The organism is Pacificimonas pallii, from assembly GCF_019204005.1.
GTDB classification, from domain to species: domain Bacteria; phylum Pseudomonadota; class Alphaproteobacteria; order Sphingomonadales; family Sphingomonadaceae; genus Pacificimonas; species Pacificimonas pallii.
In genome coordinates this window covers 59,879-74,078 of record NZ_JAGSPA010000004.1, presented here as the reverse complement: position 1 = coordinate 74,078, position 14,200 = coordinate 59,879, and the positions used below count along the sequence as shown (strand labels likewise).

16 protein-coding genes are annotated in these 14,200 nt (G+C 64.7%); 10 read left to right on the top strand and 6 right to left on the bottom strand.

The window, feature by feature from the left end; genetic code table 11:
* Positions 1 to 18: 18 nt before the first annotated feature.
* The 4 genes from mlaD to KCG44_RS12175 form a co-directional block, all read right to left on the bottom strand.
* Positions 19 to 570: an outer membrane lipid asymmetry maintenance protein MlaD gene (mlaD, locus tag KCG44_RS12190; protein WP_218446393.1), complete on the bottom strand. Its 552-nt coding sequence runs from the start codon at positions 568 to 570 to the stop codon at positions 19 to 21.
* Positions 567 to 980: an NADH:ubiquinone oxidoreductase subunit NDUFA12 gene (locus tag KCG44_RS12185; protein WP_218446392.1), complete on the bottom strand. Its 414-nt coding sequence runs from the start codon at positions 978 to 980 to the stop codon at positions 567 to 569. The genes mlaD and KCG44_RS12185 overlap by 4 nt, the downstream gene beginning before the upstream one ends.
* A gap of 105 nt (positions 981 to 1,085) precedes the next feature.
* On the bottom strand, positions 1,086 to 1,562 hold the full coding sequence (locus KCG44_RS12180; RefSeq protein WP_218446391.1) for a DUF192 domain-containing protein: 477 nt from the start codon (positions 1,560 to 1,562) through the stop codon (positions 1,086 to 1,088).
* Positions 1,559 to 2,212, bottom strand: a complete 654-nt coding sequence (locus KCG44_RS12175; RefSeq protein ID WP_369411982.1) for a cold shock domain-containing protein — start codon at positions 2,210 to 2,212, stop codon at positions 1,559 to 1,561. The genes KCG44_RS12180 and KCG44_RS12175 overlap by 4 nt, the downstream gene beginning before the upstream one ends.
* A gap of 114 nt (positions 2,213 to 2,326) precedes the next feature.
* Here KCG44_RS12175 and KCG44_RS12170 point away from each other — a divergent pair, with 114 nt between their 5' ends.
* From KCG44_RS12170 to KCG44_RS14450, 3 genes are read left to right on the top strand one after another with little or no spacing between them, the layout of a single operon-like run.
* Entirely contained in the window at positions 2,327 to 2,956 is a 630-nt protein-coding gene (locus tag KCG44_RS12170; protein ID WP_218446389.1) for an SRPBCC family protein, read from the top strand.
* 12 nt (positions 2,957 to 2,968) lie between these two features.
* Positions 2,969 to 3,880, top strand: coding sequence for an XdhC family protein (locus tag KCG44_RS12165; protein ID WP_218446388.1), 912 nt, complete (start codon positions 2,969 to 2,971; stop codon positions 3,878 to 3,880).
* Positions 3,881 to 5,482: an NTP transferase domain-containing protein gene (locus KCG44_RS14450; RefSeq protein ID WP_255536553.1), complete on the top strand. Its 1,602-nt coding sequence runs from the start codon at positions 3,881 to 3,883 to the stop codon at positions 5,480 to 5,482.
* Between the two features lie 124 nt (positions 5,483 to 5,606).
* Here KCG44_RS14450 and KCG44_RS12155 read toward each other — a convergent pair whose 3' ends face one another.
* Complete coding sequence (locus KCG44_RS12155) at positions 5,607 to 7,457, bottom strand: DUF885 domain-containing protein (RefSeq protein WP_218446387.1); 1,851 nt, start codon at positions 7,455 to 7,457, stop codon at positions 5,607 to 5,609.
* Between the two features lie 80 nt (positions 7,458 to 7,537).
* Between KCG44_RS12155 and KCG44_RS12150 the strand changes: the two genes are divergently transcribed.
* From KCG44_RS12150 to KCG44_RS12130, 5 genes are all read left to right on the top strand, one after another.
* Positions 7,538 to 8,593, top strand: a complete 1,056-nt coding sequence (locus KCG44_RS12150) for a quinone-dependent dihydroorotate dehydrogenase (protein ID WP_218446386.1) — start codon at positions 7,538 to 7,540, stop codon at positions 8,591 to 8,593.
* Positions 8,594 to 8,656: 63 nt separating this feature from the next.
* A complete protein-coding gene (ggt, locus tag KCG44_RS12145; RefSeq protein ID WP_218446385.1) occupies positions 8,657 to 10,393 on the top strand; it encodes a gamma-glutamyltransferase in 1,737 nt (578 codons plus the stop codon).
* Between the two features lie 28 nt (positions 10,394 to 10,421).
* Positions 10,422 to 12,218: an AMP-dependent synthetase/ligase gene (locus KCG44_RS12140; protein WP_218446384.1), complete on the top strand. Its 1,797-nt coding sequence runs from the start codon at positions 10,422 to 10,424 to the stop codon at positions 12,216 to 12,218.
* 5 nt (positions 12,219 to 12,223) lie between these two features.
* Positions 12,224 to 12,613, top strand: a complete 390-nt coding sequence (locus KCG44_RS12135) for a hypothetical protein (RefSeq protein WP_218446383.1) — start codon at positions 12,224 to 12,226, stop codon at positions 12,611 to 12,613.
* 3 nt (positions 12,614 to 12,616) lie between these two features.
* Positions 12,617 to 12,865 carry a DUF3253 domain-containing protein gene (locus KCG44_RS12130; RefSeq protein WP_218446382.1) on the top strand — a complete coding sequence of 83 codons (249 nt, stop codon included), beginning with the start codon at positions 12,617 to 12,619 and terminating at the stop codon, positions 12,863 to 12,865.
* Here the strand turns inward: KCG44_RS12130 and KCG44_RS12125 are convergent.
* The gene (locus tag KCG44_RS12125; RefSeq protein WP_218446381.1) at positions 12,862 to 13,539 is read right to left on the bottom strand and encodes a Crp/Fnr family transcriptional regulator; all 678 of its coding nucleotides are present in this window, start codon (positions 13,537 to 13,539) and stop codon (positions 12,862 to 12,864) included. The two genes, KCG44_RS12130 and KCG44_RS12125, sit on opposite strands and share 4 nt — an antisense overlap.
* Before the next feature lie 114 nt (positions 13,540 to 13,653).
* On the opposite strand from KCG44_RS12125, the gene KCG44_RS12120 reads away from it, so the two are divergent.
* Positions 13,654 to 13,842: a hypothetical protein gene (locus KCG44_RS12120; RefSeq protein ID WP_218446380.1), complete on the top strand. Its 189-nt coding sequence runs from the start codon at positions 13,654 to 13,656 to the stop codon at positions 13,840 to 13,842.
* Positions 13,839 to 14,198 carry a c-type cytochrome gene (locus tag KCG44_RS12115; RefSeq protein WP_218446379.1) on the top strand — a complete coding sequence of 120 codons (360 nt, stop codon included), beginning with the start codon at positions 13,839 to 13,841 and terminating at the stop codon, positions 14,196 to 14,198. Before KCG44_RS12120 ends, KCG44_RS12115 begins: the two co-directional genes overlap by 4 nt.
* The last annotated feature ends 2 nt before the right edge of the window (positions 14,199 to 14,200 follow it).

The following is a 14,200-nucleotide window of genomic DNA, read 5'->3' as shown; positions in this document are numbered from 1 at the left end:
GTCGTACCGCCATCGGCGCTACAGGCTCCCGTCTTCGGCCATATCGGCGGCAGGGTCTTCAAGATTGCCAAAACCGCCTTCCTGCATGCCGGGCCCGGCGGGCGCGTCATCCGCACCGGTCTGGTTGATATAGCTGCCGATCAGGCCGAGCATGTCGACCGACCCCTGCGTATCGAGGATCTCGTCGCCGCTCATCAATGTTTCCGGCGCACCGCCCGGCGTCAGCGCGATATAGGTGCCGCCCAGAAGGCCTTCCGACGTGATCGACGCGCTGGAATCGGTGGGCAGGCGATAGCGCCCGTCAATGGACAGGTCGAGCTTTGCGCGGAACGGAAAATCTTCTTCCAGGGTCTGACCGGTCACGCGGCCCACGGTAATTCCGGACACGCGTACATCCGTGCCCACGGCAACGCCCGCGGCATTTTCGAACAGCGCGCCGACGGAATAGGAATCATCACCAATTTCGGCGGTGGTTTTCTGATAAAAGAAAAGCCCGGCAAGAACGGCGATCAGCAGGACCGCCGCACCGACAATGGCTTCGACCAGATTTTGACGGAACAGCTGGTTCACGCGGGGTCGCCGCGCACCGGATCGTCACCGGGCGACCAGGCCTCATAATCACCTGTCGTCCTGGGGCGCTGACCGCTGCCCGGCATACCGCCGGGGCGGATATAGGCCTGGGGGGAACCGGTCAGGTTCGGTTGATGGGGCTTCACCCACGCCCGCCGTGCCTCGGCGGGAATCGGCGCGTCATGGGTGCGGTGCAGCCATCCGTGCCATTCGGACGGTATGCGGCTGGCTTCGTTCTCGCCGGAATAGATGACCCAGCGGCGCTCGCGCTGCCCGTTCTTGGCGGCCTTGCTGTAATAGATGTTGCCGGCGTCATCGCGGCCCACCTCCTCGCCATTGGCGCGTGACCACAGGCGCGTCCCGATCGTCGGACCGTCCCACCAGGTGAAAATGGATTTGAAAATGCCCATGGGGCGGACCTCGAAAAAGCGAAGGGGAAGCGGAGTGCCCCTTAAGCCGCCATCACGGTCATTTGGCAAGAGATTCCCCGTTCGGACCCGCCGGGACGGCTGGTGCTACAGGACCGGTTGGTAGACGACCCTGTCGCCGGGCTTCGCGCCAATTCGCGCGGCTTCACCGCCATTCAGCTCCAGAACCGCCTTCACCGCGCCGCGAGAGGCATAGCTGCTGGTCGTCAACGGCAGTGTATCCGCATGAATGCTTTCGATTGTGCCGTCGGGCGCGATAAAGATGATGTCGAGCGGGATGTAGGTGTTTTTCATCCAGAACGCCGCCGGTCGCGGCGGATCATAGGGAAACAGCATGCCCGCATTCTGCGCCATGTCCTGCCGAAACATCAAACCGCGCGCCTGCTCCTCCGGCGTTCTGGCGACTTCCGCGCGATACGCCTGCGGGCCACTGGCCGTTTCGATGGACACATCGACCACCTTAGCCGTGGTGGCGGCTGATGTGTCCTCCGCCGGGGCGCAGGCGGCAGGCGCGATGACAGCGAGTACCATGGCAGCACCGGCTGCGCGTATCGCTGTGATCATACCGCCGAACCGGCGCTCGCGGTGCGCGGCATGTCGATGTCGGTCGCGGTTTCAGGCGGTTCGACGATCACGGCAAGCGGGCCTTTGCTGCGCTGGACGATCCTGGCCACGACCATCTGGCCGGGCTCAAGGTCCGTCAACCCGCCGCGGCGGACGGTCTCCATATGAACGAAAATATCGCGATCGGTGTCATTCGCGGCGACCAGGAAACCATAACCTTTCAGTCTGTTAAACCATTTCACCGAGCAGGATTCGGGTGGCCCCGCACTTTTTATGAGGGAAAGCGGGTCATCCCTCTCCTTGGCCCGCTGCGCTTCGGCTTCAGGATCGGGGCCAATCGCGGTGGAAAGATCGACCTCCGTGACGGCAAGCGCCTGACGTCCTCGGGGGCGGTCCACCGCGATGCAGCGGACACCTGCCCCCTCGGGAAGCGCACGGCGACCAATATCGGCCAGACAGGAGAAGTGGACAAGAATGTCGCCATCATCATCTTCCGGGACGATGAAGCCATAGCCACGCACAAGATCGAACCACTTCACGCGGCCCGAAATCTCGAAACTGCCTTCGGCGGCGTGGCGGTCCTCGCCGCCAGCGAGGACATCGCCGCCGCTCTGGCGGGCATGATTCACCTCATTGGCTGACGCGCTCACAGAATTTGCCTCCAACATAATATAATTACGCTCCCGTCCCGTTATAGCACGCCGAAGCGCCGTCTTGAACATGAACTATGATGTCTTTAGCCACCGCAGCGAAGGAGACGTGTGATGCAGATCACGGGTGAGCAGGAAATTTCGGCTTCGCGCCAAAAGGTTTGGGCCGCGCTGATGGACCCTGACGTGCTGGCACGCTGCATCGACGGCGTCGATGCGCTCGACAGGACCGATGATGGCTTTGCCGGTGTCATGAACGCAAAGGTCGGCCCGGTCCGGGCGAAATTCAAAGGTGCCGTGGCCATTACCGAATCGCAGGAACCCTCACGCTATGTCCTCGTCGGCGAAGGCAAGGGCGGCGTCGCGGGCTTCGCCAAGGGCAGCGCGGAGATCGACCTGACCGAGGCCGGGCCCGACAGGACGCTCCTCACCTACACCGCGAACTCGCAGGTCGGCGGCAAGCTCGCCCAGCTCGGCGCGCGCCTGGTCGAGGGGGCGGCGAAGGGATATGCCGAGCGCTTCTTCGAAAATTTCCGCAGGGAGGTCGAAGAGCCGGCCGCCATGACCGGACCCGGCCCGGCGGACGCGGCCGCACCGGCCGGGGCCGCGCCGGTGACGGCACCCCTTGGTACCGTCGATGAGGCAGAGCCATTCCGTTCGCAGTCGCGCGGCGCGGGGCCGATCATCTGGGCTGGCGTCGTGGTCGTGATCGCCATCGGGATCGTCGCAGCCCAGTTCCTTTAAGCGGGCTTTGCAGTGACCGACCTTTATCGCACCGCCCGCGACTGGCTCAGCGCCGGACACCGCGTTGCCGCTGCGACCGTCACCAGGACGTGGGGCTCCGCACCGCGCGGGCATGGCGCGCATTTGTTCGTCAGGGACGACGGCCTGTTCGAGGGGTCCGTCAGCGGCGGCTGCGTCGAGGGCGATGTTGTCACCGAAGCGATGACCGCGCTTGAGACGGGCATGACAAGGCGCCTCCACTACGGCGTTGCCGATGCAAAGGCCTGGGAGGCCGGGCTGGCCTGCGGCGGTGAAATCGACATTCTTGTGCAGCCGGTCGGCGGCGCGGCGTTTTCGGCGGACCTGCTTGACAGGATCATTGCCGCACGCGCCGATGGCCGGACACTGACCCTCTATACGGACGAGGACGGCCGAACATCCGCCAATGAAGGTGACGGCGCCTTTCGCCGGCTTTACACGCCGCCGCTGGAACTGCTGCTCGTGGGGGCCGTCCATATCAGCCAGGCGCTGGTTCCGATCGCCCGCACGCTCGACTACCGCGTCCGCATCGTCGATCCGCGCGGCGGTTTTGCGGCAGGCGAGCGCTTTGCCGGAATCGACGTCGATGCGCGCTGGCCGGACGAGGCACTGGCGGACTGGCAGCCCGGTGCGGGCAGCGCGGTGGTCACCCTGACCCATGATCCGAAACTTGACGACCCGGCATTGATCGCGGCGCTGCGGTCCGAGGCGTTTTACATCGCCGCGCTCGGATCGCGGCGTACGCACGCCCAGCGCGTTGAACGCCTGACGGGGGCTGGCTTTGACGAAGCCGACATTGCGCGCATCCACGGGCCCGCCGGTCTCGACATCGGGGCGGCCACACCCGCGGAAATCGCACTGTCGGTGGCCGCGCAGATGGTGGCCGCCTGGCGGGCGCGGGGCTGAATGAAATTTGGTGATTTCCCTATCGGAGAATGTGTAGGCGCCGCGCTCGCGCACAGGATCGATGTCGGCGATGTCAGGCTGGAAAAGGGCCTGATCGTGACGCGTGCGCATGTGGCAGCCGCGCGCGCGGCGGGCCTCCATGTGCTGCCGGTCGCCATTCCGGATAAGGATGACATTGCGGAAAACGAGGCCGCCGCCCAGCTTGGCGCGGCGCTGTGCGGTGCCGGTCTCGACGCAGACGCCGCCGTGCATGGCCGCGTCAATCTAAGGGCGCGGGCGGACGGCCTGTTCATGGCGGATCACGGCACCATCGACGCCGTGAACGCCGTGGACGAGGCCATGACCCTTGGCACGCTGACGCCGCATGAACGGGTGCGCGCGGGCGATATCGTCGCCACGGTGAAGATGATCCCCTTCTTCGTGAAGGGGGCGAATGTCGACAGTGCCAGCAATCTCGCCTCGCCGCTGGCCCTATCGCCGTTCAGATCCATGCGTGTCAGGCTTTTGCAGACGCAGCTTGCCGGTACGTCGGAAAAGATGCTTGCGAAGACCGAACGTGTCACTCGTGCGCGCATCGATTCGCTGGGTGGTCTGCTGACACGCGCGGACATGGTCCCGCATCAGCGCGCGTCGGTGGCGGCGGCCATCGGCGCCGCCACCGGCGCGGATACCGACCTCATACTCATCGCGGGCGCCTCGGCAACGAGCGACCGGCGCGACGTGATTCCCGCCGCGATCGAGGCGGCTGGCGGGCATATCGAGCGGCTTGGCATGCCCGTGGACCCGGGCAATCTGCTGCTGCTGGCCGAAGCGGGCGGCACGCCCATCATCGGCCTGCCGGGCTGTGCGCGCAGCCCCAAACGCAATGGCTTCGACATGGTGCTGGAGCGCGTGTTCGCCGGTATCGGCGTCACCGGCGCGGATGTCGCCGCCATGGGCGCGGGCGGCCTGCTGGCAGAGGTCGATCGCCCCGATCCGCGCGGCGCGCAGGGCGGCAGGCGCGTCGAGACGGTCGGTGCCCTTATCCTCGCCGCCGGTACCTCCAGCCGCATGGGCCGCAACAAACTTGTCGAACCGCTGGGCAGGGATACCGTCATCGGCACCACGATCGCCGCCGCACATGACGCGGCCCTGCCGGTACTGGTGGTCACCGGCCATGATGCCGGACGCACCCGCGCCGCGCTTCCCGCCAATGTCCTGACCGTTCACGCGCAGGATCATGCGGACGGCATGGGCGCATCGCTCGCGGCGGGCATTCGCGCCGTCCCGCCTGACTGGGATGCCGCCATCGTCATGCTGGGCGACATGCCGCTGGTGGAGGCCCGCCTGCTGCGCGCGCTGGCGGGGGCCGCGCGGGACAGCGGCAGCATCTGCCTGCCCGTTCATAGCGGCAAGCGCGGCAATCCCCTATTATGGGGCCGCGATCATTTCGCGGCGCTGGCCGGGCTGGCCGGTGATGTCGGCGGCAAGGCCGTTCTGGCCGAGCGGCAGGAACACATCATCGAGGTGGACGCGCCTTCGGATGCCATATTCATGGACGGCGATACGCCGGACGCGCTCGATGCGATCCGGCAGGCGTATGAAGCGCGGGCGCCCGGTTAGCGGGGCTTTCGCTGGTCCGGCGCACATATTCGAATGCAATACCCTAAAATCCGATCATCCTGAGCGCAGTCGAAGGATGATAAAAGTAAGTGTTTGGCATCAGCCAGCGGTGAAGCCAGCCCGCCTACGCGCCCTCCGCGATCCAGGCGTCGATATTCTCTTCCAGCACGTCGAGCGGCACCGGCCCGGTCTCCAGCACAGCATCGTGGAACCCGCGCCAGTCGAAATCTGCGCCCCTGGCGGCGGCGGCGTCCATCGCCCGCTGGCGCAGTTCCATGATCTTAAGCTTGCCGATCATATAGGCCGTCGCCTGCCCCGGATAAACGGTGTAGCGCTCAATGGCCTTCCTGATATCGCCGTCCGGATTGGGCGTGTTTTCGGTCAGATAGGCAATCGCTTCTTCCCGGCTCCACCCCTTATGATGAATGCCGGTATCGACGACCAGGCGGCAGGCGCGCCACAATTCCATGCCCAGGCGCCCGAAATCGGAATAGGGGTCGGTGTAAAATCCCATATCCTTGCCCAGTTCCTCGGAATAGAGGCCCCAGCCCTCGGTATAGGCCGTGAACCCGCCAAAGCGGCGGAAGGACGGCAGCGTCGTCATCTCCACCTGCAACGCCCGCTGCAGATGGTGCCCCGGTTTCGCCTCATGATAGGCAAGCGCCTCCAGTTCCGTCTTCGACTGGTCGCGCAGATTATACAGGTTGATGTAATAGGTGCCGGGGCGTGACCCGTCCGGCGTCGGCGCATTGTAAAATGCCTTGCCAGCGGATTTTTCGCGGAAGGCCTCGACCGGCTTGATAATGAAGTCCGCCTTGGGCAGCCGCCCGAAATAATCGGGCAGGCGCTTATCCATCTCCGCCAGCTTCGCATTGGCCTCGGCCAGATAATCCGCACGGCTGGTATGGAACATGGCGGGGTCGTTGCGCAGCTTGACGAAAAACTCCCCGCGCGTGCCGGTGAACCCGACCTGGGTCATGATCGCCTCCATCTCGGCGTGGATACGCGCGACCTGCTCCAGGCCCAGCTGATGCACCTGGTCGGCGGTCATGTCCGTCGTCGTATAAAAGCGCAGCCGCTCCTGATAATAGGCGGCGCCATCCGCAAAGCGGTGTACACCGTCAACATCGGGCGCGGTGGCGGCCTGCCGCTCCACCATCGCCGCCAGCCGCCGATAGGCCGGACCGACGGACTCGATCAGCGCCGCCTCACCCGCCGCGATCAGCGCATCCTTTTCCGCCTGCGGGATGCCGAGTGCGGCGACTTTCTTCTTCAGGTCGGCATATAGCGCGGTCGGCTCACCTTGCGAAAAGGGCGCGCCGTTCATCAGGTTCGCGATGTCGCTCTTCACATAGGGAAACACCCAGTCCGGCGGCATGACGCCGTTCCTCTCGCGGGTCTCGGCCTTCGCGATCAGCGAATCGATCACCGGCCCCAGCCCGCGCAACCGTTCGACATAGGCGTCCGCCTGCGCGCGGTCGCGCACGACATGGATATTGATCAGAAAGGCGGGCATGTCGGAATGCGCGCCGTTCATCTGGTCGAAGACATATTCATTGCCGCGAAACGGAAATGCCGCGGCACTGCGCTCCATCATGGCCGCGAACAGGCGGTAGGACATGCGCGAATCCTCGGACAATGCCGCGTCCGAAAAACGCGCGCGCATGTCCGCCAGCCAGCGCTGGTCCTCCGCGAACCGTTCCACCGCACCGGCGTCGCTATAATCGCTCCATCGGCCATAATCGGCGTCGATGATCCCGCGCCGCGCCTTTGTTTCGGGCGAACGGGCAAGCACGGCCGCATTGTAACTTTCAAAGAATGTCGCCAGCGCGGCGTCGGCCGGCACATGTTCCGCAGCGCCCGTCGCAGCGACCGCGGCATCGGCGGGTGCCGTGGACGCCGTGGGCGCGGCCCGGTCGGGCGCGGCGCACGCGGTGAGAAAAATTGTCCCGATCAGGAGCAGGGCGCGTGTCATATCCATATGTCCGAGAAACTGATGAAATGATGGCGGGACCCTAGGCGTGCGAGCCGCTTTTGGCTAGGCGGGCGCTCATCATGTCATCCCTGTTCACCCTCGCCCGCCCGCTCATCTTTGCCATGGACCCGGAGCGCGCGCACCGCGCCACGATCGCGGCGCTGAAGACGGGCATGCTGCCGCGCCGCGACGTTCGCGATTCCCGCCTCGAAATGACGGTGGCGGGCCTGCGCGTGCCCAACCCGCTTGGCATGGCCGCCGGCTTTGACAAGGACGCCGAGGTGCCGGGCCCGCTCCTGAAGCTCGGCTTCGGATTTGTCGAGGTCGGCACGCTCACGCCGCTGCCGCAGTCCGGCAATCCGAAACCGCGTATCTTCCGTCTGGAGGCGGACCGGGGGGTCATCAACCGTCTCGGCTTCAACAATGGCGGCATCGACCAGGCCATAAAACGCCTGCGCAGGCGCGCCTTCAGACATGGAACCGGCCGCATCGGTATCAATGTCGGCGCCAATAAGGATAGCGAGGACCGTATTGGCGACTATGTCACTGGCGTCACGAAAGCCGCGCCGGTGGCGGACTATCTGACCGTCAACATCTCCAGTCCCAATACGCCGGGGCTGCGCGCGCTGCAGTCGAAGGACGCACTCGCAGAGTTGTTGTCGCGCACTCTGGACGCGCGCGGCGGCCGCGATCTTCCCATGTTCGTGAAGGTCGCGCCTGACCTCACCGACGCCGATGTCGCCGATATCGCCGAGGTCGCGGCAGCCAGCGGTATCAACGGCATCATCGTTTCCAATACGACCATCGACCGCCCGGCGTCGCTGCGGTCGGACCGCGCCGATGAAATCGGCGGACTTAGCGGCCAGCCCTTGATCGCGCTGGCCCTGCGACGGCTGAAGGATTTCCGGCAGGCGCTTGGCCCGGATATGCCGCTGATCGGCGTTGGCGGCATCTCGAACGCCGACGACGCCTATGCCCGCATCCGTGCCGGGGCGTCGCTGATCCAGCTGTACAGCGCCATGGTTTATGAGGGGCCGGGTCTGCCGCGCCGCATTCTGAAAGGTCTGGTCAGCCATCTGAACGCGGACGGTATCGCCAGGATTTCCGATGCGGTCGGCGCGGACGCGCCGCGCTGAGCGCTATCGCCGGTGAATTCTCACCATTGTCTCCGCCGCCCATAGCTGCCTAGAACATGGGCCATGAAAAAACTCGCATCGCTCTTGCTCCTCGCCGGAATCGCCGCGTGCGCGCCGCCGCAAAGCTCCTCGCCCTTCGCGGCGGAAAAACCTGCGCAGGCGGAAACCCGCAGCGAGGAAAGCTACACCGCGCTGGTCAGCGCCGCGCATCCGGAGGCATCGGCGGCGGGCGCTGAAATTCTTGCCGCGGGCGGCAGTGCCGCGGACGCGGCGATCGCGACGCTCGTCGCCCTGACTGTCGTGGAACCGCAATCCTCCGGCATTGGCGGCGGCGGGTTCCTGATCTACCACGACGCGGAATCCGGCCGCACCTACGCACTTGACGGCCGCGAAACCGCGCCGCGCGCCGCGACACCGGACATGTGGCTCGACGAAAATGGCGAGAAGAAGCCGTACCGCGCCAGTCAGGCCGGCGGCATGTCCGTCGGCATACCCGGCAATCTGCGCCTGATGGAACAGGCGCATAAGCGCTTTGGCAAATTGCCGTGGAGCCGCCTGTTCCAGCCCTCCATCCGGCTTGCACGCGGCGGCTGGGAGGTCTCCCCCCGTTTTCATGCGATGCTGGGGCGCAGCGGCCAGCGCGCGCGGATGACCCAGTGGGCGCGCGCCACCTTCTATAATGCTGACGATACGCCCCGGGCGGTGGGCACACGCGTCACAAACCCGGCACTCGCCAATTTCCTGGAACGGATTTCGCGGGAAGGGCCCGGCGCTTTTTATTCCGGCCGTTCCGCGCGCAGCATCGTCGATGCCGTCACCAACGCGCAGATCAACCCGCAGGTCATGACCACCGCCGATCTTGGCGATTATACCGCGATATGGCGCGATCCCGTCTGCGGCACCTATCGCAGCTATCGGATATGCGGCATGCCGCCGCCGTCTTCCGGCGGCACCACCGTCATCGCCATGCTGAAACAGCTTGAGCGGTTCGACCTGGCCTCTTTGGGTGCGGACAGTCCCGAAGCCTATCATCTGATCGCGGAATCCATGCGCCTCGCCTTCGCCGACCGGGAAGCATATCTTGGCGATCCCGATTTCGTCAGCGTGCCGACCATGGGCCTGATCGCGCCTGCCTATACGGCGGCGCGTTCGAAACTGATCGATCCCGCACGCGCCGCCGCCAGGGTGACGCATGGCACCCCTGCGGGCGCACCCGATCATGCGCCTGTGCGAAGCCCGGACGATGGCGGCACGTCGCACTTCGTCACGGCGGACAGATCGGGCGACGTCGCCTCGCTCACCTCGACCATCGAAAGCGTGTTCGGCTCTGGCCTCACCGTGAACGGCTATTTCCTGAACAACGAGCTGACCGATTTCAGCTTCTCGCCGGCATATGAAGGCCGCGCGGCTGCCAATGCCGTTGCGCCCGGCAAACGGCCGCGCAGTTCCATGTCGCCAACCATCGTCTATGCGCCCACGGGTGAAGTCGCCTTTGCCATCGGCGCGGCGGGCGGGCCGACGATCATCGCGCAGACCGCAAAGGCGATCATCGGGGTCATCGACTTCGGCCTGTCTGTGGAGGATGCCATCGGCATGCCGCAGGTCTATGCCGCGCTCGGTCCGACGATACTGGAATCCGATACGGTGGCCGCGGCATTCAAGGACACGCTGACCGCGAAAGGCCACAAGGTGCGCCTGTCCGAACTGCCGCTGAAAGCAAACGGACTTGCCCGTGCCGGACGCGGCTGGATCGGCGCCGCCGACCCGCGCAGCGAAGGCACGGTTGAGGGCATCAGGTGAACATAATGACTGGGGAGCGCAGAACGACATGACCGAACCTCAGGACTGGCCAAATCTGGTCACCATGTTTCTCGACCAGGCGGAGGCGAATGGCGAACGGCCTTTCCTGTGGGCGAAGTGGGATCATGAATGGCAGTCGATCAGCTGGATCGAAGCCGCCTATCAGGTCGCGCAGGTGGCGGAGGGGCTGATCGCGGCGGGCATCAAGCCTGGCGACCGCGTCGTCCTGGTCAGCGAAAACCGCCCGGAATGGTGTATCGCCGACCTCGGCATCATGGCGGCGGGCGCGGTGACGGTGCCGACCTACACGACCAATACCGAACGCGATCATCTTCATATATTGGAGGATTCGCACGCGGCTGCGGCCATCGTCTCGGATCAGAAGCTGGCAAGAATATTGCTGCCGGCTGCCTACCAGTCGGACGCCTGCGATCTTGTCATCGGCATGGAAAGGCTGAAGATCGGACAGTCATCCGGCGCGCGGGTCCGGGAATGGCGGGAGTTGTTTGGCGACTGCCCCGGCGACCTCGCCGCCCTCCGGCAGCGTATGTCAGGCGTCGAGCGCGAAGATCTCGCCTGTCTGATCTACACCAGCGGCACGGGCGGCGCGCCGCGCGGTGTCCGGCAGCATCACGGCGCGATCCTGTGCTGCGTCGCGGGCGCGTTCGACATTCTCGCAAATGATTTCGGGCTGACGGAGAACGAGACTTTCCTGTCGTTCCTGCCGCTCAGCCACGCCTATGAACATTCGGCAGGTCAGTATCTGCCCATTATGGCCGGCGCGCAGATTTATTATTCGCAGGGCCTCGATAAGCTGGCCGCCAATATCGAAGAGACCAAACCGACCATCATGGTCGTCGTCCCGCGCCTGTTCGAGGTGCTGCGGACCCGCATTTCAAAAGGCATCGAAAAGCAGGGCGGTGCGGCGAAATGGATGCTCGAGCGCGCACTCAATCTCGGCCGCCGCCGCGTGCATGCGGGCAAGACATCGCTGGTCGATAAACCACTCGACATGATCCTGGAAAAAACCATCCGGGGGAAGGTCCGCGACCGTTTCGGCGGGCGGCTGAAGGCGATGGTATCGGGCGGCGCGCCGCTCAATCCAGAGGTTGGCTTGTTCTTCCAGGCGCTCGGTGTCACGCTGCTGCAGGGCTATGGCCAGACCGAGGCTGCGCCCATCGTAAGCTGCAACCGCCCGTCGCGCACGATCAAGATGGACACGGTCGGCCCGCCGCTAAAGGGCGCCACCGTCAGGATTGCGGAGGACGGCGAAATCCTGGTGCAGGGCGAACTTGTCATGCATGGCTATTGGAATAATCAGACCGAAACCGACCGCGTGCTTGTCGATGGCTGGCTGCACACCGGCGATATCGGTCATATTGACGAGGATGGCCACATCGTCATCACGGACCGCAAGAAGGACCTGATCGTCAACGACAAGGGCGACAATGTCGCGCCGCAGCGCGTGGAGGGCATGCTGACGCTTCAGCCCGAAATTCTGCAGGCAATGGTCGCTGGCGACAAACGCCCCTACCTCGTCGGCCTTGTCGTGCCCGATCCCGAATGGGCGATGGCGTGGGCAAAAGAGGCCGGCGCGCCCGCCGACATGGCCCAGTTGAAATCCATGCCCGAATTCCACCGCGCCGTGATGGGCGCCGTCGACCGTGTGAACAAGGGACTCAGCGTCATCGAACGCGTCCGCCGCGTCATCCTTGCCGACGCCCAGTTCACCGTCGAAAACGAACAGATGACCCCCAGCATGAAAATCCGCCGCCACGTCATTCGCGACATTTATGGCGAGCGGCTGAACGGACTTTATAAATAGCAGGCGTGCGTTTCTCGCGCGCGCTCGGTCCCGAACATGTTGGTTATCATTTCGGCCTGCTGTCCGCTCAGAGAGGACTTTCGGGCACATTTCTGGCAGGCATTCTGGTCATCCTGTCCCTCGTCGCCGCATGGATCGCGGCGCGGCGCCGTCCCGGTAAGGGGCACGGGCTGACGGCTCTGGTCTGTCTGGCCCTCACCGTGAACAGCGCAGTGCCCGCTTTCACGGCGACTGAACGATCTGTGTTCCAGCTTGGGGACTTCATCCGGTTGGAAGGGCTGGCCGCCTTTGCTATGATGTTCACGCCGCAATCGGTGCCAACGCTTATCGGGGTCATCTGGGCGGCATCCCGCGTGACGGCCGCGAAAGATCATGATCCCGGAATCAACCGCTAAGATATGCCAATTTCCCCGGACATGATTCGGTTGGAGCTCCTCCGCCTCGCAGCGGCGCGCGCACCTCTGAAAAGCTTCTGCCCGTCCGAAGTGGCCCGTGCGCTATGGCCGGATGTCTGGCGCAATCACATGGAGGCTGTGCGGGCAGAGGCGGAGACGCTTGTCGGGGAGAATCTGCTAATCTGCACGCAGGGCGGCACACCCGTCGATATTGCCTCTGCCAAAGGCCCCATTCGCCTCACCAAGGCCTAAGCCGCGCGAAGCCGGTCGCGGTCCAATATATGCAGGCCGCGGCGGCCTTCGCGGCGGATGGCGCCGGTCTCTTCCAGCGCACCGAATTCGCGGCTGACCGTTTCGATCCTCATATCCAGCAACTGGCCGATCTCGGCACGGCTGAACGGCAGCTCGATATAATCGGGACCGGCGCGGCACACCGGCGCGCGCGCGTCCAGGTTCAGAATCAGGCCCGCAAGCCGCGCGCCCGCGCCGCCCATGCGGCTGCGGTCCAGCCGCGCTGCGGTCAGTTCATCGAGCGTACGCCGCAGCAACTCGGTCTCCAGTACGCGATCGTTCGCCAGCGCCTTTCGGAACGCCTCCAGCGCGACAAGACACAATTCACTGTCCACCAGCGCGGTAATCTGCACTGGCGATGGCCCGCCAAAGGGCGAACCCACAAAATCCCCCGGATAGGCCATGCCGACGATGCGCTCTTCACCATCCTCGGTCAGCGTCGCGAGTTTCAGCGCGCCCTTTGTCACCGTCGCGCAGTTCGCCTCCCTGTCACCCTGCCAGACCAGCGTCTCGCCCCGAAACAGCCGTTTTTCCCTTCCCGCGCTTGCGAAATCGGACAATGCATCGGCGTCGAGGACATGGCAAAGCGCCTGGCTCTGTACCGAGCAGTTCCGGCACCGGTCCGCTGTTTCCATCACCTCATCCCTTTTTCCACACAAAATTGATTCCGGTCAAAGTGAACCCGCCGCGCGCTGCTAGCAAGGGGGCGCGAAGCGGCCGACGGTCGCGGCGATGTAAGGAACGCGCGCATGAGTCAGGACGTCTTTCCTAAATATGATGATCTGATCCGGGAACTGGGAACCGCCGAGCGGCCGGACCTCCGTGACAATATCTGCACCGAAGCGGCGCTCCTGACGGCATCGGACGCACCACGGGCCGCGGGCGCGCCAAAGCATATCGGCATGCCGCGCCCCGCATCAAAGGCGGTGATGTCTTGAAGCAATCCATCGCCTTCGTGGCACTCACCGCCTTGTGGAGCCTTTCGGCCTGCGCGCCGCAGGCTCCCGTAAACACTGGTCAGGACCAGCTTATGGCCGTCTCCCGCGGGGGCGCCATCGCCAATACGGTCTGTGCGGAGTGCCACGCGATCGAGGCGGCGGAGTCTCCGCACCCGAATGCACCGCCCTTTCAGGTGATCGCCGAACGGTACCCCCCTGAAGCGCTGGCGGAGGCCTTTGCCGAAGGCATTGATGTCGGGCATCCCGACATGCCGAACTTCATGTTCGAACCCGGTGAAAACGCGGATCTGATCGCGTTTCTGCAATCGCTGAGAAAGACGGAGCCGCGGCAATAAGT